The organism is Candidatus Palauibacter sp., from assembly GCF_965222475.1.
Taxonomy (GTDB): domain Bacteria; phylum Gemmatimonadota; class Gemmatimonadetes; order Palauibacterales; family Palauibacteraceae; genus Palauibacter.
This window is the reverse complement of record NZ_CBDCUB010000001.1, coordinates 221,193-245,883: the sequence shown is the minus strand read 5'-3', so window position 1 is coordinate 245,883 and position 24,691 is coordinate 221,193. Positions and strand designations below refer to the sequence as shown.

Annotated in this window: 25 protein-coding genes and 3 pseudogenes; 14 read left to right on the top strand and 14 right to left on the bottom strand. The window is 66.6% G+C overall.

From position 1 onward, the window contains the following. Positions 1-293 precede the first annotated feature (293 nt). A complete protein-coding gene (locus ACOQPP_RS01080; RefSeq protein WP_420635682.1) occupies positions 294-731 on the bottom strand; it encodes a hypothetical protein in 438 nt (145 codons plus the stop codon). A gap of 360 nt (positions 732-1,091) precedes the next feature. Continuing rightward, positions 1,092-1,472: a DUF4143 domain-containing protein gene (locus ACOQPP_RS01075; protein WP_419164380.1), complete on the bottom strand. Its 381-nt coding sequence runs from the start codon at positions 1,470-1,472 to the stop codon at positions 1,092-1,094. Between the two features lie 4 nt (positions 1,473-1,476). Here ACOQPP_RS01075 and ACOQPP_RS01070 point away from each other — a divergent pair, with 4 nt between their 5' ends. Together ACOQPP_RS01070 and ACOQPP_RS01065 are read left to right on the top strand one after the other, a co-directional pair. Then, the gene (locus tag ACOQPP_RS01070; protein WP_420635681.1) at positions 1,477-1,680 is read left to right on the top strand and encodes a hypothetical protein; all 204 of its coding nucleotides are present in this window, start codon (positions 1,477-1,479) and stop codon (positions 1,678-1,680) included. A 5-nt stretch (positions 1,681-1,685) separates the two neighbouring features. After that, complete coding sequence (locus ACOQPP_RS01065; RefSeq protein ID WP_419164378.1) at positions 1,686-2,291, top strand: ATP-binding protein; 606 nt, start codon at positions 1,686-1,688, stop codon at positions 2,289-2,291. Positions 2,292-2,298: 7 nt separating this feature from the next. Here ACOQPP_RS01065 and ACOQPP_RS01060 read toward each other — a convergent pair whose 3' ends face one another. Then, positions 2,299-2,628, bottom strand: coding sequence for a hypothetical protein (locus ACOQPP_RS01060; RefSeq protein ID WP_420634294.1), 330 nt, complete (start codon positions 2,626-2,628; stop codon positions 2,299-2,301). Between the two features lie 272 nt (positions 2,629-2,900). Continuing rightward, positions 2,901-3,317 (bottom strand): hypothetical protein, encoded by a 417-nt coding sequence (locus ACOQPP_RS01055; protein WP_419164377.1) that lies wholly within the window; start codon positions 3,315-3,317, stop codon positions 2,901-2,903. 763 nt (positions 3,318-4,080) lie between these two features. On the opposite strand from ACOQPP_RS01055, the gene ACOQPP_RS01050 reads away from it, so the two are divergent. After that, complete coding sequence (locus ACOQPP_RS01050; protein WP_420635680.1) at positions 4,081-4,824, top strand: FG-GAP repeat domain-containing protein; 744 nt, start codon at positions 4,081-4,083, stop codon at positions 4,822-4,824. A 37-nt stretch (positions 4,825-4,861) separates the two neighbouring features. On the opposite strand, the gene ACOQPP_RS01045 is transcribed toward ACOQPP_RS01050, so the two are convergent. Next, on the bottom strand, positions 4,862-5,107 hold the full coding sequence (locus tag ACOQPP_RS01045) for a hypothetical protein (RefSeq protein WP_420635679.1): 246 nt from the start codon (positions 5,105-5,107) through the stop codon (positions 4,862-4,864). Between the two features lie 137 nt (positions 5,108-5,244). On the opposite strand from ACOQPP_RS01045, the pseudogene ACOQPP_RS01040 reads away from it, so the two are divergent. The 4 genes and pseudogenes from ACOQPP_RS01040 to ACOQPP_RS01025 all read left to right on the top strand — a co-directional run bounded on the left by ACOQPP_RS01040 (position 5,245) and on the right by ACOQPP_RS01025 (position 7,056). Beyond that, positions 5,245-5,519 (top strand): annotated as a pseudogene (locus ACOQPP_RS01040) (BrnT family toxin). Continuing rightward, positions 5,482-5,739, top strand: coding sequence for a BrnA antitoxin family protein (locus ACOQPP_RS01035; RefSeq protein ID WP_419164373.1), 258 nt, complete (start codon positions 5,482-5,484; stop codon positions 5,737-5,739). Before ACOQPP_RS01040 ends, ACOQPP_RS01035 begins: the two are co-directional and overlap by 38 nt. A gap of 518 nt (positions 5,740-6,257) precedes the next feature. Then, positions 6,258-6,683, top strand: a complete 426-nt coding sequence (locus ACOQPP_RS01030; RefSeq protein WP_420635678.1) for a nucleotidyltransferase substrate binding protein — start codon at positions 6,258-6,260, stop codon at positions 6,681-6,683. After that, the gene (locus tag ACOQPP_RS01025; protein WP_420635677.1) at positions 6,676-7,056 is read left to right on the top strand and encodes a nucleotidyltransferase domain-containing protein; all 381 of its coding nucleotides are present in this window, start codon (positions 6,676-6,678) and stop codon (positions 7,054-7,056) included. The genes ACOQPP_RS01030 and ACOQPP_RS01025 overlap by 8 nt, the downstream gene beginning before the upstream one ends. 90 nt (positions 7,057-7,146) lie before the next feature. On the opposite strand, the gene ACOQPP_RS01020 is transcribed toward ACOQPP_RS01025, so the two are convergent. Both ACOQPP_RS01020 and ACOQPP_RS01015 read right to left on the bottom strand, forming a co-directional pair. Continuing rightward, on the bottom strand, positions 7,147-11,355 hold the full coding sequence (locus ACOQPP_RS01020) for a DEAD/DEAH box helicase (RefSeq protein WP_420635676.1): 4,209 nt from the start codon (positions 11,353-11,355) through the stop codon (positions 7,147-7,149). A 223-nt stretch (positions 11,356-11,578) separates the two neighbouring features. Further along, positions 11,579-12,370, bottom strand: coding sequence for a DUF488 family protein (locus ACOQPP_RS01015; RefSeq protein ID WP_420635675.1), 792 nt, complete (start codon positions 12,368-12,370; stop codon positions 11,579-11,581). Positions 12,371-12,807: 437 nt separating this feature from the next. Here ACOQPP_RS01015 and ACOQPP_RS01010 point away from each other — a divergent pair, with 437 nt between their 5' ends. Continuing rightward, positions 12,808-13,806: an ATP-binding protein gene (locus tag ACOQPP_RS01010; RefSeq protein WP_420635674.1), complete on the top strand. Its 999-nt coding sequence runs from the start codon at positions 12,808-12,810 to the stop codon at positions 13,804-13,806. Positions 13,807-13,821: 15 nt separating this feature from the next. Here ACOQPP_RS01010 and ACOQPP_RS01005 read toward each other — a convergent pair whose 3' ends face one another. Further along, a complete protein-coding gene (locus ACOQPP_RS01005) occupies positions 13,822-16,029 on the bottom strand; it encodes a hypothetical protein (protein WP_420635673.1) in 2,208 nt (735 codons plus the stop codon). A gap of 784 nt (positions 16,030-16,813) precedes the next feature. Here ACOQPP_RS01005 and ACOQPP_RS01000 point away from each other — a divergent pair. Further along, positions 16,814-17,362: a hypothetical protein gene (locus ACOQPP_RS01000; RefSeq protein ID WP_420635672.1), complete on the top strand. Its 549-nt coding sequence runs from the start codon at positions 16,814-16,816 to the stop codon at positions 17,360-17,362. A gap of 668 nt (positions 17,363-18,030) precedes the next feature. Here the strand turns inward: ACOQPP_RS01000 and ACOQPP_RS00995 are convergent. Both ACOQPP_RS00995 and ACOQPP_RS00990 read right to left on the bottom strand, forming a co-directional pair. After that, positions 18,031-18,374: pseudogene (locus ACOQPP_RS00995) on the bottom strand (type II toxin-antitoxin system HicB family antitoxin). Next, positions 18,371-18,520 (bottom strand): annotated as a pseudogene (locus ACOQPP_RS00990) (type II toxin-antitoxin system HicA family toxin); the annotation flags it as partial. The pseudogenes ACOQPP_RS00995 and ACOQPP_RS00990, both read right to left, overlap by 4 nt. A 116-nt stretch (positions 18,521-18,636) precedes the next feature. Here ACOQPP_RS00990 and ACOQPP_RS00985 point away from each other — a divergent pair. Further along, positions 18,637-19,716 (top strand): IS630 family transposase, encoded by a 1,080-nt coding sequence (locus ACOQPP_RS00985; RefSeq protein ID WP_420635671.1) that lies wholly within the window; start codon positions 18,637-18,639, stop codon positions 19,714-19,716. On the opposite strand, the gene ACOQPP_RS00980 is transcribed toward ACOQPP_RS00985, so the two are convergent. Both ACOQPP_RS00980 and ACOQPP_RS00975 read right to left on the bottom strand, forming a co-directional pair. Next, the gene (locus ACOQPP_RS00980; RefSeq protein WP_419164364.1) at positions 19,713-19,937 is read right to left on the bottom strand and encodes a hypothetical protein; all 225 of its coding nucleotides are present in this window, start codon (positions 19,935-19,937) and stop codon (positions 19,713-19,715) included. The genes ACOQPP_RS00985 and ACOQPP_RS00980 overlap by 4 nt on opposite strands. Positions 19,938-19,999: 62 nt before the next feature. Beyond that, entirely contained in the window at positions 20,000-20,470 is a 471-nt protein-coding gene (locus ACOQPP_RS00975; protein ID WP_419164363.1) for a hypothetical protein, read from the bottom strand. 543 nt (positions 20,471-21,013) lie between these two features. Between ACOQPP_RS00975 and ACOQPP_RS00970 the strand changes: the two genes are divergently transcribed. Then, on the top strand, positions 21,014-21,466 hold the full coding sequence (locus tag ACOQPP_RS00970; protein ID WP_420635670.1) for a hypothetical protein: 453 nt from the start codon (positions 21,014-21,016) through the stop codon (positions 21,464-21,466). Here ACOQPP_RS00970 and ACOQPP_RS00965 read toward each other — a convergent pair. After that, positions 21,405-22,625 carry a hypothetical protein gene (locus ACOQPP_RS00965; protein WP_420635669.1) on the bottom strand — a complete coding sequence of 407 codons (1,221 nt, stop codon included), beginning with the start codon at positions 22,623-22,625 and terminating at the stop codon, positions 21,405-21,407. The genes ACOQPP_RS00970 and ACOQPP_RS00965 overlap by 62 nt on opposite strands. Positions 22,626-22,944: 319 nt before the next feature. Next, positions 22,945-23,688, bottom strand: coding sequence for an ImmA/IrrE family metallo-endopeptidase (locus tag ACOQPP_RS00960; protein WP_420635668.1), 744 nt, complete (start codon positions 23,686-23,688; stop codon positions 22,945-22,947). Between the two features lie 83 nt (positions 23,689-23,771). On the opposite strand from ACOQPP_RS00960, the gene ACOQPP_RS00955 reads away from it, so the two are divergent. The 3 genes from ACOQPP_RS00955 to ACOQPP_RS00945 are packed head-to-tail and all read left to right on the top strand — an operon-like array spanning position 23,772 to position 24,498. Then, the gene (locus tag ACOQPP_RS00955) at positions 23,772-24,053 is read left to right on the top strand and encodes a type II toxin-antitoxin system RelE/ParE family toxin (RefSeq protein ID WP_420635667.1); all 282 of its coding nucleotides are present in this window, start codon (positions 23,772-23,774) and stop codon (positions 24,051-24,053) included. 14 nt (positions 24,054-24,067) lie between these two features. Then, entirely contained in the window at positions 24,068-24,355 is a 288-nt protein-coding gene (locus ACOQPP_RS00950; protein ID WP_420635666.1) for a HigA family addiction module antitoxin, read from the top strand. Then, complete coding sequence (locus ACOQPP_RS00945; protein ID WP_419164360.1) at positions 24,352-24,498, top strand: hypothetical protein; 147 nt, start codon at positions 24,352-24,354, stop codon at positions 24,496-24,498. The genes ACOQPP_RS00950 and ACOQPP_RS00945 overlap by 4 nt, the downstream gene beginning before the upstream one ends. Positions 24,499-24,691 lie beyond the last annotated feature (193 nt).

Below are 24,691 nucleotides of genomic sequence, written 5' to 3'. Positions count from 1 at the left end.
ATGGTGGGGGATGTTCAGCTACCAAGTCCTCGATACGCTTGCCATACTCCTCTTCATCAAGAAGGCAGTTCAACAGATCGCGGAAATCCCCTGTAGTTAAAGCACATTGGGTTGCCATTCGACTCAACAACCTATTTGGTATATCAGTTCCGCCGGATCCATGAGAGATCATCGTCTTGATATGCGTTTTCTGTCCATCACGGATGAAGCGGAGATACGTATGGTCGTTGTCTTCTTTGACGAAACCCTTACGAATCAATCCCCGCACCACCTCCCGACGAGAGTAGACTCTGCTACTCATCTTTGCGAAGATATCGCAGAACAAAATCCTGCATCCGACGCGCCTCCTCGGTTAGATCTTCAAGGTCATCATGTCTCATAACGGTTGCCAACGCCGCAGCCTCTCTTCGGAAATCTCCAACCGCAGCATCAAGTGTCTCTCCCGTTCCTAGAAGACTCCAAGGCTCCCGCTTCACGACGATGCCTAACACGTCATCTTCCCGCCACACGCACCACTCCCCATCCACGATCACATACCGACCCAACGCATATTGCAGATTTTCCTTGAAGACCTGATGGCGAAGTGGTGCTGAGCTTAGGTCAAGATCAAGAAGAGATCTGCAGGATGCAATGACGTGTTCTGTGAAATCGACTTCGTTCAACGTTGGACTTGTCAAGATTGCGTGACCATCCTTCTGACCTGTTTCCGCTATAAGCTTCTTCCCTCTCACCACACCGGAACTTTTCAGAAGTTACGTCATGAAGCCCGATCCGCAAACTCCTCTCCCTGACGCTGAGATGCGATGGGTCGTGCGGCTCTCGGAAGGCGTCCGCCAGGCACGCGTCCAGGTGGCCCGGGTCCAGGCGCATGTGGTCGTCCACCGCCACCTTGACCAACTGCGCGGTCCCCAGACCCATCACCTTCATCCCCTTCTCCCGGGAGTAGTGGGCGGAAGCCGCGACCAGCACCCTCGGCGGATGCAGCTCCGGGTGCCGGGCGAAGAACTCCTGGATCCCGGCCGTGTCGATGCGCTCGCGTCTCGCGCAATCGGTCGCTGGACGGTCTGCTCATATCCGTACGGGTGCCGGTCTCAATTCCACAGGGCCCCGATCGGGACGGCGAAGAGTCCGTCGCCGAACGACGTGGTGTGATCTCCGTCGTAGAGGAGCACGCCCATCCGGAACCGCTTGCCCGCAATGCGCCGGAGGCGCTTCAGGCCGGTGAAGTCCCGGGAGCGAAGCGATGCCGCCGCCTTGACCTCGATTCCGTAGCAGTCGCCCGCGGCGTCTTCGATCACCACATCGACCTCGACCCTGTCCTTGTCGCGGTAGTGATGGAAGGTCAGGGGCTCCTCCGTCCACAGTGCCTGTTTCCGCAGCTCGTTGTAGACGAACGATTCCAGGAGCGATCCGAATTCTGCCGGATTGCGGAGCAGCCGGCGGCGGTTGATCCCTCGAAGGGCGCATATCATTCCGGTGTCGGCCGCCGGCCGCCGCGCGCTCGACATCGGCGCCCTCGGCTACGGCTCGGTGAAGTCCATCCTCGCCTCCGGCCTCGACCGCGCCGGCGATGACGAGGCGCGCACCGCGTCGCTGCCCGCCGACCACGCCCACATCGGCGGACCGGACTACTACGCCGCCGCCCGCAACGGAACGTCCCCGAACCGAAAGGAGTCCTGACCATCATGCTTCGACAACCCACCCTCGACCTGCTCCACGAACTCCGGCTCTCCGGCATGGCACAGGCCTTCCAGGAGCATGCCGCCATGCCCGACATCGCCGAGCTGTCCTTCGAGGACCGCCTCTCGCTCCTCCTCGAACGAGAGAAGACCGACCGCGAGCGGCGCCGCTACCAGCGACTGAAGGACCACGCCAGGCTCCACCTCGACGCCGCCATCGAAGATCTCAACTTCAAGGCGCCCCGGGGCCTCGACCGCTCCCTCGTCCTCCGCCTCGCCTCCGGGCAGTGGATCAGGGACGGCCAGACCGTCCTCGTCACCGGCGCCACCGGATCCGGCAAGTCCTACCTCGCCTGCGCCCTCGGCCACCAGGCCTGCCGCAACGGCATCTCCACCCGCTACTACCGCCTCTCCCGGCTCCTCGGCGAACTCACCCTCGCCCGCGGGGACGGCACCTATCCCAAGGTCGTCCAACGGCTCGCCAAAACCTGGCTCCGCATCCTCGACGACTGGGGCCTCGCTTCACTCTCCGGACAGGGGCGCCACGACCTGCTCGAGATCCTCGACGACCGCTACGCCCGGCGCGGCACGCCCTCAAGGGCGCTTCCATGAGGAGGCTCTACGACTCGACGAAGACCGGTGATAGCCGGTAGACTCCAACCCTCAACCCACACCCCGGCTCCGCTATGGACCCCCGTTCTCCAACGTGATCGGCATGGCTCGGAATCGCCGGTCGGCTTGTCGGAATCGGTGGTCGGCTTCGTCGGAATGCGCACAGGCGCGCGCGCACCTTCCGGTGCCCCTCGCTCACGAACGGGCTCTCCGACAGCACGGTGCGGATCTCGACGACCAACTCCTCGTCGCTCAGCTCCGTCTTCGGGCCGCGCTTGCCCGGCTTGCGGCCGCCGGCACCCGCCGAGCACAGCGCGTACACGCTCGAACGAGGCACCCGCCAAGCCTCGCACACCAGCGTCAGCGCATACGGAAACCCCAGGTCGATTTCCGCGGAGACCCCGGACCTGCAGTGGTCGCCGGCCCCTGTCGCGGCCTCGTACCCGGAGAGGGTGGCGCTAACGACGCCTCCCCTGAGGCCGATGGTCGTCGGCGCGGCCAGCGGCGCGGCCGCCAGCGTGAGGGATCAGGGGCACGAAGGCGGCGGCGACGCTGGAACGGCGACCTCCGGGCAGACCTCGGTCGGGCTGGCGGAGCCTTCCGTGCCGATCAGGGGTGTTCCCGACCGTCGCCTAACTGCTGTGCCGCCAGAACGCGGAGGTGATCGCGGATCGCCTGCTCGCTCTGCGTGGTGCGGCGCCTGCACTCTCCGCTCCACTTGAACCCGTGGACCGCGGAGACGGCGAGCCCGCCTGCGTGGATCCCGCTACCCCATCGGTAGTTGTCGAAGGTTTCGTCCGAGTCGAAGTCGTCGCGCGATGGCCCGTAGACCCCGGCGGCGAGGGCGAGAGCGTTCAGAGCCAAGACGCCATCGATAATCGGCGCCGCCGCGCTGCGCGTGCAGTGTCCACGCTCCACCGGTCCCTCGGCCTTGGGCGGTCTGGTCATGAAGAACATGGAGCACGCGCTCGAGAGCGGGGCGATGACGAGGACGGCGGCGAGCGTCGAACGACGGGTTCGGGACACGGTGTCTCTCCCTGCGGATGTGATTTGTCTGTCGGCAACGACAATGTCTCGCCACCGGAGCGTTCTCGCCACGTAGACGACCGATCCCCAAGCGGAGTCACCCCTCCGCCTCACCACAGGGCCGGCGTCGAGTTCCTCCCGTAATCGGTCGCTGAACGGTCTGCTCGTACCCGTACGGGTGCTGGTCTCAATTCCACAGGGCTCCGATCGGCACGGCGAAGAGTCCGTCGCCGAACGACGTGGTGTGATCTCCGTCGTAGAGGAGCACCCCCATCCGGAACCGCTTGCCCGATTGGCTTGTCGTCCAATCGTTATCGTGGACACGCCGGAACCCGGAGGTGGCGGAGAAGTTCCCGAGGTCCTTGTGACGTTTGACATCCGGGAGCGGTGCTGCTCAGGGTAGAACCTGGCAGACCGGAGGGAGGTCGACATGGCGCGGCGGCGGTACACACCCAAGCTGAAGACGCAGGTCTAAATTGCGCGCCATCCTCCTCCTTGCCTGTGTCGCGGCCTGCGCCGCGCCGGACGCCGGCTTCTCCCCCGCGGCCGTCGACCGGGTTCAGCCGGAGCTCTTCGAGACACCCGGAGCCCAGTCCAACTCCTGGATCGACTACGACGGCGACGGCGACCTCGACCTGTTCGTCGCGCTGCGCGACCAGCCCAACCGGATGTTTCGGAACGACGGGGCTCGGGGGGATGGCGGTCCGGCGTGGACCTTCACTGACGTGACCGCGGAGTCGGGATCGGCGATCCCCGCCGCACCGTGGGCGTCGCGTGGTTCGACTACGACCGGGACGGCGACCTGGACATCTTCGTTGCCACCTACGGGCCGGATGTCCTGTGGCGCAACAACGGCGACGGCACCTTCACGGACCTGACCGATCCGGTCACGCTGGGAGTCGACTACCATTCCACCTCGGCCGTGTGGGGCGACGTGGACCACAACGGCCTACCCGACCTGGTGGTGACGTCCTACCTGTCCGGCATCGCCGCAGTCGAGGACCACCTGTTCATGAGCGCCGGGGGCGGCCGCTTCCACAACGCGCTTCCGGCCAGCCTCCTCGAGAACGGACCGAGCCACGGCGTGGCCTGGGCGGACTTCGACGGCGACGGCGACCTGGACCTGTCGATCGCCAACAACCACGAGACCGGCGGCACCCACCACCTCTACCGCAACCTTCTCGACGCCGGCGCGGCCGACCGCTCGCTGCAGGTCGTGGCCGTCGACGCCACGGGACGGTCGGTGGTTCCCGGCACGGAAGTCCAACTCCTCGACTCCGCGAGCGGGGAGCTGCTGGGCACGCGCCTGATCGACACGGGGGGAGGCTACTGCTCCCAGGGCGCCGCGCCGGCCCACTTCGGTCTTCCGCCGGGCGTCGAGCGCGTGGACGTGCGCGTGACCCTCGTGGCGGACGGGCGACGGTCGACGGTGGTGCGGGAGGGCGTCCTGCCGGCGGACTACCAGGGGCGGTGGCTCACCGTGCCAGCTCATGATCAGAAACGGTAGGCTGGGGGTGTGCCCTTGGAGAGGCACCTGATTCTCTCTAGGGGGCTTCCCCGTCGTCTCCCCCGATGAAGTCTTCCGCTTTTCGTGCGGGAATCTTGAGCACGAGAATGAGGAAAATCGGCCAGACGAAGATGAGTTGCATCAACGTCTGACCGGCATCGTCCGTCGCGACGATCCCGAAAATCGCAAAGGGGATGTAGAGCATCAGCAACCAGAACAAGCCCCATTTGATAAGAAAACGCCATGCATCGCGTGCCTCGGGTGCATCCCGTGCATCCTTCATCGATCAACTCCCCCTGATGGGGCCAGGGCTGCCCTCTCCGGCGTTGAGACCGGCTTGCAAGCGAAAAGTAGACTGGGGCGTGTGCCAGGACGGCAAGGGAAAACGTTGACACGGAATAACTGTAGTAACAATAATTCATGCGAATCGAATTCGACGAAGAAAAGCGCGCGGAGACGATCAGGGCCCGAGGCTTGGACATGGCGCGGGCGGCAGACGTGTTCGCGGGCGCGACGCTGACCGTCGAGGATGATCGGCAAGACTATGGCGAGACTCGCTTCATCACGATCGGCGTTCTGGACGAGGCGATGGTGGTGCTCGTCTCGTCTGGACGCCGCGCGACGCTGCATGCAGGGTCATCAGCATGAGGAAGGCCAATGAACGAGAACGACGACTCTACGGTCCGAGGTTTTGATCCGGAGACGGCACCCGACCTCTCGAAGGACGGCTGGCCGGAGAAGTTCGCGAAGGCGCCCGTGCGCCGGGGCCGTCCTCCCAAGGCGCGGCCGAAGATATCCACCACCATCCGGCTGTCCCCGGAGGTCATCGACCACTTCCGGGCTGGAGGCCGCGGTTGGCAGACCCGGATCGACGACGCACTGCTCGACTGGATCAAGCAGCACGACATGGCATGACGCGTCAGGAAGTCGCTGTGCCCATGTGGACTGCATCCCAGCCCGTGGTGGAATCGTAACCTGTCACCGGACAGGGGCTGGGGATGCAGATGGCCTACGATCTGTGGCACGGCCCGCGACCGCGCCAGCGAGATCGCGGTGGAGCGCTTTGTGCCGGTATGACCGAGCCGCTGTGCGCTCGACGCCCGACCGATGCGGGAAGCCGCGGCTGGGCCGGATGCCTGGAGGACCTGGAACTCCTGTTCGCCTGATCCCCCCGCCCGGGGCCCGACCGAGCGCTGCATTTTGTCCAGCCCCCTTATTCCTGGCGCGGAAGCTGCCCTTCGCTGGTCTTGCCGGACAAGGTATACCGGGGTACGACGCATATCGTATCTTGGCGGCAACCCGAGACCGGGGAGCTGCCCCGACCGACGCGCGACGGAACCGAAGACGACGATGGCAAGCACCAAGACGGATAGCGGCGCGACGACGGGCTACGAGGCCCAGTTGCAGGCGCTGGGCTTCGGAGGCCGGGGGCCGTGAGCATCGACACCACCTTCCTGCGCCGCTGCATCGCTTCACTGGAGCGGTCGGTCGAGGGAATCGAAGCGCAGGAGGACCGCGAAGATCTCATGTACGACATCTACCGCGCCGCCTGCGTCAAGGAGTTCGAACTCGTACTCGAGCAGAGCGGAAAGTTGCTGCGGAAGCGGCTCGCCGCCTGGTTCGCCAGCAACCGACAGGCGGACCGCCTGCACTTCAAGGATCTGTTCCGCCACGCGGCCCGCCACGACCTCATCGACTGCGAGACGGCCGAGCGATGGCTGCTCTACCGGGACAACCGCACGGACACGGCGCGCGACTACGGCGAGGACTTCGCGGAAGGCACCCTGAAGCTGCTGCCGGTCTTCATCGGCGACGCCAAGGCGCTCGCCGACATGATCGAACGAGTGGACGTTGCCTGACCGCGTGCACCTGTCGGCAAGGCACCGGCGCGCTCTCGAAGCACTGCTCCGCGAACACCTGCCGGATGTCGAGGTGTGGGCCTACGGCAGCCGCGTGAACGGCCTCGGCCACGAGGGAAGCGACCTCGATTTGGTGCTGCGGGGGCCGGGGCTTGAGGATATCCCCGCCGACCAACTGTTGGATTTCGAAGAAGCGGTGCGGGAATCCACGATTCCGTTCCTCGTCGAGGCGAGGGACTGGGCGCGGCTGCCGCGGCGGTTCCACCGGGCGATCGAAAGAGAGTATGTGGTGGTGGTAGGGGGTGACCCGGCGGTTTCCGGGGACGATGTCGAGCAGCAGGGCGACCGGGGTGCGAGAAAACGCGAGTCATGAGAGGGCCCGGAACCCCCGTCAGATCCGCTGCCGCGCCTTCGTCGGCGACAGGGACGGCTACGTGATCGGGGTTCGGCTTATGGCCTCGATCTAGACGGCGCGTTTCAGCAGTTCGATGAGTTCGCCGGCGTCGAGGCGGCCGGGGGCGTCGGCCCCCTCGAGCAGGCGGTCGGCGAGGTCGCGCTTGCGGCGGTGGAGGTCGACGATCTGTTCCTCGATCGTCCCCTTGGCGACCAGCCTGTAGATGGTGACGGGCCGCGTCTGGCCGATCCTGTGCGCGCGGTCGGACGCCTGGTCCTCGACGGCGGGGTTCCACCACGGATCCATGTGAATCACGTAGTCGGCCGCGGTCAGGTTCAGTCCCACGCCGCCGGCCCGGGTCGAGATCAGGAACGCGTCGCCCAAGCCTGCCTGGAAGGCGGCGATTCGCTTGGCCCGCGACTTCGCCGGCGTGCTTCCGTCGAGGTACTGGTAGGGGACGCCGGTCTGCTCGAGGTGGTCCTCGATCAGACGCAGGTGCCGAACGAACTGCGAGAAGACGAGCACCTTGTGGCCGCTGCGCCTCAGTTCGTCGAGGATCTCGGCGAACGCCTTCATCTTCGAGCTTGGCGGCGCCTCCCCGGGCGCCACGAGCGCCGGGTTGCAGCAGGCGAGCCGCAGCCGGGTCAGGTGGGCGAGCACCTGCATCCGCGCCTGTGCCGGCGCCGTGCCGTCTTCGGACTGGGCGGCGAGATCCTCCAGCGCCCGCTGCCGCAGCGCCTCGTACAGCGCCCCCTCTTCGGCCGACAGCTCTACGTGATGCGTGATTTCCGTGCGCGGCGGGAGGTCGTCGAGCACGTCGGACTTCAGGCGCCGCAGGATGAAGGGAGCGGTCAGGCGGCGCAGCCGCGCCCGCGCGTCGGCGTCGCCATCGCGTTCGATGGGAAGGGCGAAGCGGCGGCGGAACCGGTTCAGCGACCCCAGCATCCCCGGACTCAGAAAGGCGAACAGGGAGTACAGATCCAACACGTTGTTCTGAATCGGCGTCCCCGTGGTCACGAGCCGGAACGCCGCCTTCAGCCCGCGGGCGGCGCGGGCGCGCTTCGTGGCCGGGTTCTTGATCGCCTGCGCCTCGTCGAGCACGACCGTGCTCCATTCGACCGCCGCCAGCTTCTCGGCATCGACCTGCAGGACGCCGTACGTCGCAAGGACGAGGTCGAAGGCGCCCAGGCCTTCCAGGCGCCGCTTCCTGTCGGCGGCCGGTCCATCGTACGTGGCGACGTTCAATGTCGGGGCGAAGCGGCGCGCTTCGGCGAACCAGTTGGCCACGACGGATGTCGGAGCCACGACGAGCGCCGGCCCATCCGGAGCGCGGCGCAGGAGGAGCGCGAGCGCCTGCACGGTCTTCCCCAGTCCCATGTCGTCGGCCAGACAGGCCCCCGCCGCGAGGTCCGCGAGGCGGGCGAGCCACCGGAATCCGTCCACCTGGTAGGGGCGCAGCTCGCCGCGCAGCGTGCCCGGCGTCTCCGGCTCGCCGGCCTGTGCCTCCCGCCACTTCCCGAGCCGGTCTCGCCAGGCCGCGTCGGCCGTCAGCGTCGCGCGCTCCGCGAGATCCGAGAGCGCGGGCGCCGCCAGCGGATGGAGACGCAGCCCGCCGCGGAACGGAGCCGTGAACGTGCGGAGGTCGTCCAGCGCCCCCCGCAGGGCCCTGGTGAGCGCCACGTAGGCGCCGTCCCCCACTTCCAGAAAGCGCGACCCGGGGCTGCGGTCCATGAACTCGAACAGCCGCCGCAGGTCGTAGCTCGTTTCTTCGTCGAACTCGATGCCGCCCGAAGCCCGGAACCAGTCGCCCGCGGACTTGACGGAGAGACGCAGCGACGGCGTGTCGGCGCGGGCCACGATCCTCAACGACTCGCCCTCGGGCCACAGTGAACGGGCCTCCGCCGCCGCGAGCTGTTCCACCAGATCCAGACTCTCCGCCACGCCGCACACCGTCATCGCGTAGTCGGGGCCCAGTCCCGCCAACGCCGGACACGCGGCCGCGAGATCCCGGACCGCCGCGGCTTCCGCCGCCAGGTCGCGCTCGGCCCGCACCGCCTCGCCCTCGCGGTGCGCGAACACGCTCGTGCCACCGGTCCCGGGCGTGAAGTGCGCCGCCGATCCCGGCACGGGCTCCACCACGATCTCCACCGCCAGACCCGCCCCCCGCGGCGCCAACCGAACCCACGGATGGGGATCGGCCGGGACGCGCCTTCCGCCCGCCTCGTCCTCCGCCTCGTCGTCCATCGTGCCCTGGACGCGGAACTCGCCGGCGAGACCGGAGACCGCGCCCACGAGCCGCTCCCTCGCCTCGACCGGCAGTTCGATGCCCTCGGCCGGGATGACGTCCATCATCTCCTTGTGGGCCGCGCCGAAGCGGGTCACTTCGTAGCGTGCGTCCCCCACCCGCGCGAAACGATAGTCGCCGCGGTCGTGCTCCCGGTGCGGGTCGATCCGCACGCGCAGCCGTCCGTCCTCTTCCTCGATGAGAAGCTCCGGGTCGCGGCGGGCGAGGTCGACCCGAACGCCATCCTCGTTGAACAGGTGCGGGTGTCCGGCCAGAGCGTAGACGCCGGCCATGCCCAGGGAATACTGGGGTCCTCCGCGCCACACATCGCGAGAGTGGAGAATCCCGGCCGCCACCGCACGATCCTGGTCGGTGAGGGAGTCCATGTCTCCCGCCTGCTCGGCGAGACGCTTCAGCGCCACCGCCCGGCCCTTGCTCCACTTGCGGTTCCTGCCGGCCACCTGCTGGCGGGGCTGGAAGGTGGTTTCGCCGAAGTGACCCGACCCGAGAACCCAGACCAGGCGCTGCGCGCGGGGACTCGACCGCTTCCCGGCCTTTCCGCGCTTTTTCCGCACGCCGTGGGCCACCTTCTCGATTTCTCTCAGCGGGTACTCCCAGTCCTCGGCGGGTTCGATCAGCGAGACGAGGGTCTCCGGGCCGAGACCCGCGCGCAGTCCGGCCTCCAGCCCCGGGACCTCCCGCCAGGCTTCCCCGCCCCGTGCGTGCAGACGTTGGATCCGGCCGAGGGCCGAGCAACACTCGGCCGCCAGCCATCTGTATCCGTTCGAAGTGGCCCGCGTCGCGAACTCGAGGAGGGCCTCCGCCCGCTCTTCCTCCTCGAACACCTCGAAGCTGTCCAGCCAGCAACTCAGCAGACCCTCGAACAGGCGCAGGATGAAGGGGGGCGCGCCGTCCGGCGTCGCCCACACGCCCTCGCCGCTCCGCACCGCAGCCGCATCCATCACGAACTCGAGGAATAGCGGCTGCGCATCCTGCTGCTGGCCGATGCGCAGGAACCGCTCGAGCGACGCCGTGTTGGCGGGGGTGTCGGCGCGCACCAGGGCGAGGAGCGAGAGCGTGAAGGCGCGCAGGGGCGGGAAGACGTTGCGCTTGCGCGTGCCCGCCCTCTCGGCGGCGATGGCCTCCGCGATGAAGCGGGCCGCCTCCTCATCGTCGCCCCGCAGCATCGCGAGGAGGGCGCGCGTCGCCGCCCGGCCCGTCCTCGCCGGCTTCGCGTCGCGGGCCTCGGCCGGAAGCGCGTCGAACACCGCGAGCGCATCCTCGGGCCGTCCCTCCAACACGCGGATAAACGCGATGTCCGCCGCGTGCCGCGCCGGATCGCGCGAGCACTCGCGCCAGGCCTTGACGGCCAGCTCGGAAGGAGCCGCCACATCGATGGCCAGGCCGAGCCAGCCGGCGAGCGCCTCCTCCACATATGGCGGCGGGATCCGCCACAGCAGCTGCCCCGCCCCGGGGTGGACGAGCCAGCGCCAATCCCGGTACTCCGGTTCGTCCAGATCGTGGGCGAGCGCGTCGAAGCGGCCCGCGACGACGTGGCAGCGGAGCCGCATGATGTCCCCGGCCTCGGATACGCGCGGAAACCGTCCGGCGACCGCCGGCGTGAACTGCCGCTCGATCCGCTCCAGGTTGCCGTCCTCGAACGCGGCGATCGTCAGGCGGGGCGCCCAGGCCGGCACCGCCGACAGCCCCGTATTGGGTCCGGGCCGGTACACGATCCCCGCCTCATGCACCTCCTTCGTCGCCGCCATGAACTCCGTCTGCGTGAACGTGCGGCCGCGCAGGGCGAAGCGCGCATCATACAGGAGGAGGGTCATGTTCTTACGGCCGAGGTCGTGCGGACTCACCACGCCGTACGCCTGGGCCGCCAGCCGCCCGGCCGGCGACAGCCCCTCGTAGGCGTCGGCGGGGCCGTCCGCCTCGGAATCGGCGATGCCCAGAGAGCCTTGCGTTTCGTCGGAATGTGGGGACGTCATGGGGGCGTGCCGTTCGCCTTCGCCGGAACCGGTCATACCGAGCTGCCGGGGGGACAGACTCGCACGGTCGCCGCCCCCGGGCAAACCCGGCACCGCGACTCTGTTCGCTGCGCCTATTGGGGCGCTGCGCCTCCCGCGCCGGGTGCGCTCCCGACCTACTTCTGCCTCACCTTCGCGAGAGCCGTGGTCTCGTCACCTTCCGCCAAGCACAGGCAGTTCCGGCCTACAGGTGCTTCGGCCGCAGAGGCCGGGCGGCGGTCGCGACGATGGCCCCGGCGAGACGGGAACGGTGACAGTCCCCGGAATCGCGTTCGTAGCAGGTGATCGCCACGCTTTCTCCGGCGTCGATCCATCCGGTGATTCTGGACACGGCGTCCCGGCATTGAGGCAGGGTCGTGGTTTCGTACCGAGCAAAGAGCCGGTCGCACGCCGCCCGGTCGCCGAGGTTGGCGCGTGCCCCGGATTCGATGCCGAGTTCCCGGAACGGCTCATACCGGATGCCGAGTTCGTCGCAGCCTTGCATGAGGAGTCGCTTCGAGAATCCCCACTTGCGACTGAGCGGGTTCCGGCGCACGTCGCAGAGGCGAGAGATTCCAGACCGAAGAAGTTCGTTGAAGTAGGCTTCGTAGCTTCGTCCCTCGTAACCGATCGTCGCGAGAAGGCCGCCCTTCGGGTGGGCGTTGTCTCGCGCAGCTTCGTTGCGGTCGCGATGGGCAACCGGCGGTCGGCGATTCCCGCCAGCTTTAAGATCGCCGCCTCGGCTCCGGAGACGAGCCACGAAAACGGATACGTCGCGGTTCTTGAGCTTACCGGCGAGCCGATGGCCTTCCGGTGTGAGATTCCAGGCACCGGAGACGAGGATACCGCGGGACGCGAGTTTGTCCCGGTCGGCTACGGCGGTGAAGGAACGCGGCCCGTGTTCGTCGGCGATGAAATCATATGGCGGATCGATGCCGCGTTCCCGACACCGGCGGCCGTAGTCGAAGAGGAGCCCCTGGACATCGCTCTCACCCATCTTTCCTCCGACGGCGCGCAGGACAGAGAGAAGGACGCGTTGCCGATGAAATAGCCGGGGGATTGCCGCACCGACTTCCTCACCCATGCCGCAGGTGGCCTCCGGACCCGGATGCACTCCGAGCTCGAGCGCCGCGACGAGGGGACGGCGGTGCATACCGGAGGAGGAACGGAAAGCGGCCACGAGTTGTGAGCATGGCGAGCAACCTAGCCAACCGACAGTTGCGGTTCCACTACAGAGCGGAGTCACGCCGATGCAGGTCATCGCCGCAAACAAGATGTGGTCAAGCCGATGAACCTGTCGCCCCTACTCCGGATCGGGACCTCGGCTGGCCAGCGCCCTTCAAGGAATCGCTCTTGCTGCCTACGAGCCCCGTCTCCCCAGTTGTTCCCGATACCAGGCCAGCTGGCGTCCCGCTGTATACTGGGGCAGGACGCATGCTGTATCTTTGGCGGCCATCCGGGTCCGGGAGCTTGCCCGGGCTCGACGCGGTGAAGTTCGTGGTCCGCAACATGCGGGTTGCGGCACGCAGGGCGCCTGCGCGGGAAGATGCGCCGCAGTACGGCAAGGCTGCCGTGTTCGAGGCAGTCGTGAACGCGATCGTGCATCGCGACTACTCAGTGTCCTCGCGGCGCATCAGGCTGTCGATGTTCAAGGATCGGCTGGAGATCGACTCGCCCGGCCAGCTTCCCAACGGGATGACGATAGACGGCATGAATTCGAGCCAGGCGACACGCAACGAGGTGCTCGCTTCCATATTCGGACGAATCCCCGTTGGCGACGTTCCCGGGTCGCGGCATCGCCGATACATGATGGAACGGCGAGGGGACGGCGTCTCGATCATCCTCACGGAGACTCGCGAGACCGCCGGCATGGTCCTGGTCATCCCGGCCGCCAGACTCGAACTCACGCCGTCGGACGCCACGGTCACGGTGCACTCGGAGGGCGAACCGCTAGCCGGCGCCGACGTCCTGGCCCTGTTCCCGAACAAGACATGGCAGCGGGCAACAACCGATGAAGCCGGTGAAGCGGAGTTCGACCTGTACACGACGCACCTGCCGATGACCGTTTACGCCGCGGTGCGCGGGTATGCCGCCGGGCTGGCACGGGAGTGGACGCCGCGCCAGGGCGGTCTGGTGCTGGAATTGGCTCCGCGCCCAGCCGGAGGCGCGGCGATATTCCCGAAGGCCACCGGGCATATCCCGGGACTGCGCGGACGACTGAATCCGAAACGCGATGCGTCGGACCGCACCTATCTGTACGCGGACAACGTCGCGATCGAGGAGGGACGGCCGCAGCCCGTGTCCTTCCGGCTGGGCAAGCCGATGCGGCTCACGGACGCGTTCGGCGTCGAGATGTCGGCAACCATAGTCGACATCTTCGGGCGGGCGGCCCTGGTGGAGTACAGGCCGTTCGATAGAGGCGCGGAAGACTGACGAGGCGGGACCGCGTCAGGAACCGGCGCCGGGAGCCATCAAACCGTGCGCCCTGGGGAGGAACTCCGACATCATCCTCGCGTAGTGGCGATAGTACTCATCCCACGAGATTCCCTCGAAGTCCCTCGGGTTCGCGTCAATGTTCCCCTGCAGCCGGCGCGCGCACAGCGCCTCGGCCACCACCTCCGCCAGCAGCACCCGGAAGTGAAGGGCGTCCTGCTCCGGATACTGCTCCGACTTCGGACCGAGGTAGCGCTTCAGCGAGGGGTGGCGTGCTCCGATTTCCAGCACGTTCCTGTTCCACCGGTAGCGCAGCGCGCCATGATCGACATCCTCCAGCTTGATCACGATGCCCGAGCCCGCGGCGGGCGCGGCGCGGAGTTCCGTCTCGGCCTCGTGTTCTCCCAGGCGGGCAATCACCTGGGTTGGCGCGGCCTCGTCATCCAGTAACGCCACCTTGAGCTTGCACAGGGCGATCCCGAGACTGGCGCTCAGGACCAGCCTTCTCGGCCCCGAGATGCGGAAGTCGTCCGATGACAGCTCAAGATCGAACTCATGGCCCGCCGCCCGCGCGAGCCCGGCGGGGGCGAGTAGCCGGATGCTCCTGCGCGAGCCGCCGCGGATGCGATAGCTCTTCCGTTCGAACTGTAGTCCGGCGACCTGCGAATACCTGTCCGCCTCCGAAGCGAGCACCGCAACCGTCGACTCCGCCTTGATGGGGCCGACGCTCGCCTCGAGCCCGGTCGCGACCGTCTCCTCCAGCGCCCTGACCGACCAGGTCGCCCGCAACACGCCCTCCTGCGCCTCGAGCCTCGCCAGAGGCACTCCGGCCGCGTCCGCCCGGATCTCGTCCGTCAGGCACCGCACCCGCACCGGCTGGCCTTCGCCGATCTCGGGGAACGCCTCCGACCTCACCGTCAGCCAGCACTTGAAGGAATGCCCTCGCACGACCTGCGCGTACTGCGGAGTCAGCGAATAGCCGCGAATCTGGAACTGGCTACCCTTCTCTCTACTCTTCGGGTCGCGGGACATCTCTTCGTCCGAGAAGTCCTCCATGAACTGGTTTGCGGCTTTCTCGAGCGCGTCGAGCCGCTTGCGCGTCTTCCGGCTCTCGACGCTGCGCGCTCTCTCTCGCTCCTCCCGTGTCCGTTCCTCCTCGACCAGGGGCCTGAGCATGGCAAGCGCCCTGGCGTAGAGCGCCTCCACGAACGGATGATCCGGGGTAAGCCCGGTCTTGCGCGACGGATCGAGAATCGGGACCGGGTTCTCCGGCGGATGCGGGTCGCCGCGCGCCTGGCGCTCGTCGTATTCGTTCCAGAGGTCGTCGATCGCTTCGCAGGTCAAGCGGCCGAAGAACCACTGCGCGTGCGAGTCCCATTCCAGCCCGCGGTCGAAGAGCGTCGCCTCGTGGATCGCATGCCGCGACTTGACCAGAATGCCGCCGTGCCGGAACCGGTTCCGCTCCGAACGGAACCGCTTTCGCGCTCTGAAGACGAGGAGCTTCGCCTTTGCCCCGGGATATCCGGGTACGGCGAACGTCTTCGAGACACGCTTCCTGCCCGCGGGCCTGGGGAGGCCGACCGCGCGGTCCCCGTCCGCCTTGAGCCCCCGCACCACAAGAGTCGTTTGTTCCTGCCACACGATGTCACGGAGACGCACCAGCCGCGCCACGTTCGGCACCAGCGTGTCGATCTTCGGAATCCGGTGGTTCCGTTCGATCTCGATGGTGACCACGGTGCCGGTGCCCTGGCCGATGCCCAACCGCTTGCGCACCTCGGGCAGGACCTCGCGGGAGTCTTCCGCCTCGTACTCCAGATTCGAAAAGATGCGGCAGGTGTGCATCCGGCCATCGCCCGCGATCGACTCGAAGGTCACCGTCCCGAGCGCCGCGATGTCCTTGGCCCCGCGTGAATTCGTACCGCGGACGGGTTTGCCCACCTCCATCCCGCTCACCCGCCCACCGATTCTGCCGAGCTTCCGGTTCATCTGTTCGGTGGTCATCCCGTCGGCGAAGTCGCGCACCCGCAGAATCGAGGGCTGCCCCTTGCCGCGTCTACCGAGCTCGATCTCGACGCACCCCTTTGCGCCAAGAATCTGGTACCGGTCGTCGGAGTTGGTGACCAGTTCGACGATCGCGTCGTAGACGTCCCGTATGGCCAGCTTGGCGTCCTGTACGACGCGACGCGACGCGACTTCAAGCGGTCTTCGCCTGACTGCGTTCATAGGCCGGGCTGGTGTCCGGGTGGGCGTGAAAGGGATGAAGAATCTTGAACCGCTGCCGGCCACATGCAACGTCTCAATGGAAGCTTGCCGAGCCGTCCAGCGGTTCCAGAGGAACGCGTTCGGTGATACCGAGCGAAGCCGACCGTGGGGCCGGCAATCCGGAAGGGCGCTGGACACGGATCGATCGGTGATCGTCGCTGTTGACCTCCCGAGTTACGTTGGACATGGTTATTCTTCCGGACCTGAGCGGAACCTCTCGGTGGCCTGTCGAACCTCTTGGGAGAGCCCTTGTACGGACGACGCCGTGGGGGTGCCCATGGCCGGGACGCAAGAAGGGCGGCGACCCCTCATCGATGAGAGAGCCGCCGCCCCAAGAAGGCAACCGTTCAGTCGGGTCGCTAAAGGCAACCGCGCCGGTCGCATAATTCACTTGTAATACCTGTCGCCGGGTTACGCAACCACGGAGTTTTCACCATGTACCTGCTGTACCTCGACGAGTCGGGAAACGAAAACAACCCAAGGCTTGTGCGACACTTCGATTGGGAGAACGGCGTCATTCATGGCTTGGTCCACGTTGGTCCGAGTCGCGGACGGAACTGCGACTGCCCGGCCTGCTCGTCTCGGCGAATCCGCGGAAGCCTCGGTGCGTGGATTCCCCAAGAGACCTCCCCGTAGGGCCCGAGGAACTGCTGACCCGGGCCGCTATGGTTGGTGCGCCGCCGAGCGGACCTTATGATCCGGCGTGGCGGTCGGAGCGACCGCCGGGACATCGGGAGGCACGCGCGTGGAACGCAACATCGGACGGATCTGGGTGGCCCTGCTGGTCGTGGCGCTGGCTGTCGTCGTCGTTGTCCAGGGTGATTCCCTGACGCCGGTCGACGTAGGGACAGAAGAAGGGCCGTTTCTGACCGCCCTCGTCCAGCTGGGCATCCTCTACGTCGTCGCCCTGTTCGTCGAACGCTCGCTCGAGGTTCTCATCAAGGCGTGGCGCCAGGGCGGGAAGACTCGCCTCGAGGACAAGGCGCGGGCGGCGGAAGAGAGTGGCAGCGCGGCGGCCGAGAGCGAGTTGCGGGAATACAGGGCGGGCACCCAGAAGCGGGCGCTTCTCGTCGGTTTGACGCTGGGAATCCTGGTATCGCTGTCCGGCGTCCGGCTCCTTGGCCCGATCTTCGAGTTCGGCGACGCGGCGGCGGCGTTCCAGCAAGCGGTGTTCCAGTTCACGGACATCATCTTGACGGCCGGGCTGATCGCCGGCGGATCGGCGACCATCCACGAGTTGATGGCGCTCATCGATGATTTCCTGAAGGCCAGCCGAAGACGCGCGAAGCAGTAGTGAACCCGGCGACCCTCGCCGCATGGCGGCCTTGATCCAGCAGGAACCCGACCGGCGGAACCGCTAACGGATTCGAGCGGGTTCGGGGCTGCTCGGGAAAGGGAGGTTACGATGCAAGGAGAGACTGGTTCGGTTTTGGGGCCACCGCCCGACGTTGGCGCGCGCCGCCCGTCGTACGACCCGGATTGGTACGAGAAGATCGAACGAGCAAAGCAGGCTCGCGAGCTCGGTGAAGAGCTACAGAAGAGCGCGCGGAAACACAAAAACATACATGGTAATGCCCGAAAACATGACTTCCGAGAGAAGAACTCCCCTGTACGAGGGGTACCATTCCAACCGCTTCAAGCGCGGAGGTAGCGGCGTCGGCGTCGAGGTGCGCCGCGTCGATGCCGGCAGTGGAGGCCCGGGTCCGAATCGAAGCGTCGAGGGTCTCGAGCTCGGCTTGTAGCTGGGCGGTTTGCTGGCGCGCGGCTTCCCGGAGGGTACCAGCATAAGCGCCGAAACAGCGTCGGCACGGCGGCTTCGCCCGCGCGGACGCAGCTCGCGCGGCCGAGGAAGGCGGGCGGATTCCGTACGGAGACGACATCTGGAGAGGACCCGTCGTTAGGGAGAAGACGAGCGAGACGACGCGTTGGAACTGATGTCGAAGTCGATGCGCTTGTTCGCCGTCAAGCCATCCCGGGTGCGACGCGGTCTCCGAGCGTGTCGGTGATCCATTGATTCAGACTCTTCCCTTCGGCGGCGGCGGCGGCGACGACGTTCGCGTGCAGCTCGGACGGGATGCGCACGTTGAACCTCCCCGAGTACCGGCGTCCGGGCTCGACGCCGTCCTCCTCGCACATCTCGAGAAACACCCTGAGCGATGCCGCGCCTCCCTCTTGAGACCGGCGACATCGCGGGCGTAGAAGTCCGCGCCGCCGTTCAGGCCGACGAACTCGCCCCGGAACATCTCGATGTCGGGGTCGAACTGGACGATGGCCCGGTAGCCGTCGATCTCCATCGTGTTTCTCACGGCTCCACTCCGTTCTCCCTCAGCCAATTTCGAATACTCGCCAGGGCACCCTTGTCCGTATCGGGCGAAGGATGCCGACGGTGGAACACCCGCCGCTCACCAAACAGCCTCACGCCAACGCGGGACCCTTCCCGTTGGCTGATTTGCTTGCGCCTCACAACGCATGGTACCGAAAAATGGTACCGCATGTCAATGGGCGAACCTAGTGTAGTGTCGCAGAGATGAGATGGTCAATGGGGGAAACACGTGCTATCTTCGGCGCATGCCCAAGATACGAAGGATCCGGTTGCGGCCCGGGGACCGCGAGGAGCTCGAACGGCGGGTTCGAGCCCGGAAGACCCCGCAGCGGCGCGCCGAGCGCGCCAGGATCGTCCTCGGTTCGGCCAGCGGCCTGTCGGGCCGGGCCATGGCCCGGAAGTTCGGCCTCTCGCTGCCGACCGTGCAGCGGTGGCTGGACCGGTATGAGGCCGAGGGTCTCGCCGGACTGGAGGACCGGCCCCGCCGGGGCCGTCCGCGAACGAGCATCACGCCGGAGGTGGAGGCGGAGGTCGTGCGCCGGACGCTGGAGGAGAAGCCGCCGCGGGGGACGCACTGGAGCACGCGCCTGATGGCGGAGGCGGCCGGGGTGCACCACAGCCAGGTGGGGCGGGTGTGGCGCGCGCACGGGCTGAAGCCCCACCTCACGCGCACCTTCAAGCTCTCGACCGACCCGGAGTTCGTGGAGAAGCTCCGCGACGTGGTGGGGCTGTACGTGGACCCGCCGGAGCGGGCGGTCGTGTTCGCCTTCGACGAGAAGAGCCAAATCCAGGCGCTGGACCGCACGCAGCCGGGGCTTCCGTGGAAGAAGGGCCGGTGCGGCACGATGACGCACGACTACAAGCGCCACGGGACGAGGGCCCTGTTCGCGGCGCTGGACGTGGCGACCGGGGAGGTGATCCACAAGTGCGTGCCCCGCCACCGGCACCGGGAGTTCCTCCGCTTCATGGCCGAGGTGGAGAAGCGGGTCGATCCGGAGCTGGACCTTCACGTCATCCTCGACAACTACTCGACGCACAAGCACGGGAAGGTGGAGGCGTGGCTGGAGAAGCACCCCCGGGTGAAGTTCCACTTCATCCCCACGTCGTCCTCGTGGCTCAACCTCGTCGAGCGCTTCTTCTCGGAGCTGGCGCAGCGCCGGCTCAAGCGGCTCGCCGTGACCGGCGTGAAGCAGCTGACCGACACGATCACGGCCTACATCGACGACCGGAACCGGGACCCGGCGCCGTTCAAGTGGACCGCCGCCGTGGAGGACATCCTGGCGAAAGTGAGCCGTGCGAACGCCACTTTAGCGGCACTACACTAGCCCCTAGCAGAGATCCACGCACTCGTTGGGGTGGACTCGGCGACCGCGCCGACCGGATACGGGGCGCGCATGACCTCCGCCCACCACTCAACATCCGCCTCGAGATCCCAGGTCGCACGGCCCTCGGCCACGACCCAACCGTCCCGTCGGAGCCGCACGGCGACTTGGATGGTGCTGCACGCCACCGTGGTGAGTGCGATCGTCAGCGCTGCCCAGCGCACCGTGGTCATCCGCGACGTTCATCTGTCACGGCCGGTTGTCATGCCCCCCCCCCCGGAGGCTGTCAGTGGCGACGCTCAAACTCCACCATGACCCGATGTTCGGAGCCCTCTCGAGGGGAGACGGAGCCCTCGATGAGGTTCTGGTCCACCTGTTTCCCCTCGAAGTACTGTCGCACCGCGCCGTTGTCCTTGAAATCCAGTCTTACCTTCGCTCCGCGGCGGGATCCCTCCACGGTCCACACCTGTGGGGGCCGGCGAAGCTCCGGCGGCGGAGTGGGGTCGCTGAACGTCTCCTTCATGATCGTTCCGGTCACCGCCCCGTCCGAAGTCTCCGTGACTCGCAGCGTCCACCTCGGCGGAAACGGCCACCACGTGACGGGCTCCTCATTCGGAAAACGACGCACCCATGTGCCCGTGATCGACCCATGGGAAGGATCGAAGAGAACTCCGCAAGCCTCGATCGCCGGGATGCTCAGCATCAGACAGATCGCCAGCATGCGACGCCGATAGGCCTTCAGCCGAGGGTTCGTCACGGCAGGAGCTTCATTCGTATTTGATCATTCGTGGGAATGGCACCGTCGTCTGGACGTAGAGGTGATCGTCTGGTCCCAGAGTTGGGCCGCGCACTTCCTCTGATTCGGGGAACAGGAGCCGCCGTCCTCCTTCACGATGCGCCAAAGCCCCACCTTTGGGCTGGCGAATCCCAGGGGCGTCACTCGATCCGCACGAAACCAGGGGAAAGACGAGCAGAGCTGCGAGGAGCCTGGAGCCCGTAGATGTCATGCCGCAGCCTCCGAACGTGTCTGTGTCTGGCCTGGCCACATCGGTGCTCCTGATTCTCCGCCCTGTAGTCCGGCGAACGGCTCTGGAAATCGTCGGACCCTTCCGCGCTACCGCCGCTTGTACTCACGGTAGTCCACGCTGTTCCTCCGACTTCATTCCGCCGCCGACTCACAGCCGCAACTCCCAGCTCCTCGGGTCCCGTTGCTCTGCCGTCTCTCCGGTCTCTCCGTGCCAAGCGAACCATTGACGGTGCGAGGGCATCCTAACGATGAAAACCAAAAAGGAGGAATTCAGTGCTGATCGCAACGGTTTCGATGACGGTGTCGGTGATGCTGGGAGCAGCCTTTGGGCCATGCCAACCCGGGTACTTTGCGGACTATCCCGGCGCAGAGGTTCGCGAAGCCCTGTTTGTTGACATCGATCTCAGTGAGGAGCAGTGCCGCTTGCTCGAAAACATGACGACGGCGCTCCATGAAGAGATGAGATCGATGAATGCCGAGTGGGCATACAAGCCAGGAGAAGAACGTCGTCAGAAGGTGAGGGAGCTTTACCATCAACACGCGGTCACGGCGGCTACCATCGCGACCGAGGAGCAGGCGGAGCGTATCGCGATCAATCTCGAGGGATTGAGGGAGAGGCTGGCTGAAACGCCACCCGCCCCTCGGGATTCCTCGGGGACGGCGTTCACCTACAGGTGTAGCGATGGATCTCCTCACGGTCCAGCGCGTCACGTTCAACGCCAATGACCCAGTCCGCTCCCCATCGCTTGACGTCGAGGCCGGCCGGGAGATCGGCTGCGGTGACGGTTCCGCTCGGGTCCGCCTTGATCCACGCTCGCGAGGACTCCGTGTTCACCCGGAACTCGCCGATGGCCACACCGCCATCCGCCGCGGCGACAACCATGCCGAAGCTCGGCGTGGTCGTGTGGCGAGCGATCCGTCGTTGATCTCGCTTCAGGTCTTCCAGGGCGGGAACCTGGCTTGCATGCCGGTACCTCTCGCTGAGCAATTCCTCGAGGAGCGGGTCGGAGACCGGTGAAGGCGTGGCGGAGGATCTGACGACCGCCCGCAGATCGCCTCGAGCCGAGTACTTGCGCATCTCCCACTGAGCGTCATCCGCGATCCAGACCCCATCGTATGCGGAAGCGATGTGGAGGCGTCTCCCGAACGGAGGCTGGGTCACCTGCAGGCTTCCGTCCTGCTCGAACAGGGCAAGCTCCTCCCCGGGCCACGTTCCTATGGGGTGTACGGTGTCTCCGGCCGGAGGAATCGCCACGATCTCGACCGCCGGGCGCACCGTACCCTCCACCGGGGCGAGCGATGCGAAGAACACCGCGATCACCGAGCCGTCCTCGAGCATGCCCATGGGTCTCGGCGGAACGGGATTCGACGCCGGGTCAACGGCGCTCGCGGTCGCAAAGCCCCGGGCGAACCGGCCGTCCGCATCGAGAATGGTGACGCGCCGCAGGCCGATGTCCGCCGCCGCGAGGGAATCCGGTGGTCTGGGGGCCAGCCACTCGAGACGCCCGAATTCCCCGGGGCCGTTACCTGTCCCGCCCCACGTGGAGACGTGTCGCCCCGCGGAGTCGAATACGACGATCTCATTCCCGCTTCCGTTCACGACGGCGACACGACCGTGCGACAACACCTCCACATCCCTGAGGTCGGAGAGGACGTACGCATCGTCGTCTTCGCGACTCCGAATGACGAGGTCGGACTCGCAAGCCAGCCTGTGTCGCTCCGCGAGCACGTGGGGCGACGGGCCGAGCTCGATGACCCGCACGCCGGCGCTGTCGAAGACGGTGGCGGTCGCGGCATCCGCTATCGACTCGGCGTGGGAGCGGTCGTTCGAGCAGGCCGATACGAGGGTGAGCACGGCCGAGGAGAAGAGCAGACCTCGTCTCATTGATCGCAACTCCGATCGAAGGCAAGAGGCCCTGGAGCCGGAATCGGCCCAACAGGAGACTGCCCCCGGTGGACCATTCCAGCCGGCCAAAACGGTTGCCCCGGTTGCACGCGCTCAAGGGAAGTTTGATCTCCCTCCGGGATTCCGGCGCACTCTGTTCGTTCGTCACGACGATGGCATCGTGAACCCGGCATCGTAAACCCTTGCGTAGGCGACGAGCCACCCGTCTGCTCCCGTCGCGCACCCTATCGACGCTGAAGACTCGGATTCTTCGCCGTGATGAAGACATCCGAATCCACCACGTAGGTCCGGCCCGCCATCATGGAAGATCCACGCCCAGCCGTCTCGCGTACCTCTGGAAGGTTCCTCCACGCAGTCCTGTAAGATCATAGGCCTGCTTGAATCCGATGCGGCCCTCCATCGCCGCACGCAGCACCTGGGTCGCGAACAGCTCGCCGACGCGCGTGTTCTGGTTGTTGTAGAAGTTCCCGCCCGTCGACTTCGTGCCACTCCTGCGTTCTCGATTCACGTACTCCTCGTAGAAGTCGAAGAAGGTGCGGCGGTCGACGAGATTCAGGTCGAGGGCGCGCCGGGCGGCGACTATGGGGCTCACCTTGAAGCTCCGGGCGAGGGTCTCGAAGGGACGCGCCTGGCGCCTGACTCCCTGCCAGCGTGCCCTGACCTCCCGTTCCGGTGCGAGCAGCTCCGCCGCCGCTCGGTTGCACCAGTCCTCCACGTCCGTACCGCCGGGGAACAGAGCTTCGAAGCCGGACAGCCACTCCTTCCCCAACCAGATGTGCGCCAGCTCGTGAGCGAGCGTGAACATCTGCGCCGACTTCGCATCCGCACCGTTCACGAAGATCAGCGGCGCGTAGGGGTCGGTGAGCGCGAATCCGCGAAACTCCTCCACGCTCAGCGGGCGATGCGTGTTGTTCTCCACCACGCCGTTGATCACCGCCATCACGCCGAGTTGCTCGATCGCTCGGCGCAATTCTCTGACGGCGTCCTGCCAGGTGCCTACTCCCGCGGCCCAGCCACCATCGAGGCCGAGCGTCCGTCGCATCTCGCGACAGAAGGTGTGCGGGTCGTGGGAGTTCCAGCGTTGGATTGCAACTTGTCACCTGACAGGCGACACCCTAAAGTGTGATGATGATCGCATCGTTCCGCCATCGAGGGCTGCAGGCGCTCTATGAGGGCAGAACGGTGCGGCGAGTCGCGCCCGAGCACGTTGGCAAATTGCGGGACATCCTTGCGGCGCTCGATCACAGCCGGGGGCCGGAGGGCATGAATCTGCCGGGGTTCCGGTTGCACGCGCTCAAGGGACCGCTGAAGGGGCATTACGCGGTTTCGGTATCCGGCAACTGGCGCGTGACCTTCCGGTTCGAGGACGGCGCGGCGGTCGATGTAGACTACGTGGATTGTCACTGAGGAGAATACCGATCATGGCCATGCACAACCCGCCGCATCCGGGCGGCATCGTGAAGCGGCAGTGCCTCGAACCCCTCGGTTTGACCGTGACCCGGGCCGCCCAGGGTCTGGGCGTGACCCGGCAGGCGCTCTCCGAACTCGTGAACGGGCGAACGGGGATCTCGGTCGAGATGGCGATGCGGCTGTCGAAGGCCTTCGGCTCGACGCCCGAGACCTGGCTGGGGATGCAGATGGCCTACGATCTGTGGCAGGCCCGCGACCGCGGCAGGGAGATCGCGGTGGAGCGCTTTGTAGCGGTATGACGGATCCAATCGATCCCGACGCCGCGCCCGACCTCTCGAAGGACGGCTGGCCGGAGAAGTTCGCCGAGGCGCCCGTACGCCGGGGCCGTCCTCCGAAGGCGCGGCCGAAGGTATCCACCACGATCCGGCCCGACGCTCCCTGAGTCCAACCGACGCTGAGGATGAAACGCACAGCCCTGATCGTGGGCGCGGGAGCTTGGCTTCGGGCTCCTCGTGGCGCCGAACGCCATCGCAGGGCTCCGGCGGCTGGGCGTGGCGGATATCGTGCCGGCACGCGGCCGTGCCCCGACGCAGGGCGAATTTCGCCGCATGGATGGCACGGTGCTGAAGCGCGCC

What these genes read in the sequence shown, in the direction of transcription:
- ACOQPP_RS01075 (WP_419164380.1), bottom strand. Translation starts at nt 1,472, where the DNA reads ATGATATGCGCCCTTCGAGGGATCAACCGCCGCCGGCTGCTCCGCAAT.
- ACOQPP_RS01065 (WP_419164378.1), top strand. Translation starts at nt 1,686, where the DNA reads ATGCTTCGACAACCCACCCTCGACCTGCTCCACGAACTCCGGCTCTCC.
- ACOQPP_RS01045 (WP_420635679.1), bottom strand. Translation starts at nt 5,107, where the DNA reads ATGAAGGATGCACGGGATGCACCCGAGGCACGCGATGCATGGCGTTTT.
- ACOQPP_RS01035 (WP_419164373.1), top strand. Translation starts at nt 5,482, where the DNA reads ATGAACGAGAACGACGACTCTACGGTCCGAGGTTTTGATCCGGAGACG.
- ACOQPP_RS01020 (WP_420635676.1), bottom strand. Translation starts at nt 11,355, where the DNA reads ATGACGTCCCCACATTCCGACGAAACGCAAGGCTCTCTGGGCATCGCC.
- ACOQPP_RS01015 (WP_420635675.1), bottom strand. Translation starts at nt 12,370, where the DNA reads ATGGGTGAGAGCGATGTCCAGGGGCTCCTCTTCGACTACGGCCGCCGG.
- ACOQPP_RS01010 (WP_420635674.1), top strand. Translation starts at nt 12,808, where the DNA reads ATGCTGTATCTTTGGCGGCCATCCGGGTCCGGGAGCTTGCCCGGGCTC.
- ACOQPP_RS01005 (WP_420635673.1), bottom strand. Translation starts at nt 16,029, where the DNA reads ATGAACGCAGTCAGGCGAAGACCGCTTGAAGTCGCGTCGCGTCGCGTC.
- ACOQPP_RS00985 (WP_420635671.1), top strand. Translation starts at nt 18,637, where the DNA reads ATGCCCAAGATACGAAGGATCCGGTTGCGGCCCGGGGACCGCGAGGAG.
- ACOQPP_RS00965 (WP_420635669.1), bottom strand. Translation starts at nt 22,625, where the DNA reads ATGAGACGAGGTCTGCTCTTCTCCTCGGCCGTGCTCACCCTCGTATCG.
- ACOQPP_RS00960 (WP_420635668.1), bottom strand. Translation starts at nt 23,688, where the DNA reads ATGCGACGGACGCTCGGCCTCGATGGTGGCTGGGCCGCGGGAGTAGGC.
- ACOQPP_RS00955 (WP_420635667.1), top strand. Translation starts at nt 23,772, where the DNA reads ATGATGATCGCATCGTTCCGCCATCGAGGGCTGCAGGCGCTCTATGAG.
- ACOQPP_RS00950 (WP_420635666.1), top strand. Translation starts at nt 24,068, where the DNA reads ATGGCCATGCACAACCCGCCGCATCCGGGCGGCATCGTGAAGCGGCAG.
- ACOQPP_RS00945 (WP_419164360.1), top strand. Translation starts at nt 24,352, where the DNA reads ATGACGGATCCAATCGATCCCGACGCCGCGCCCGACCTCTCGAAGGAC.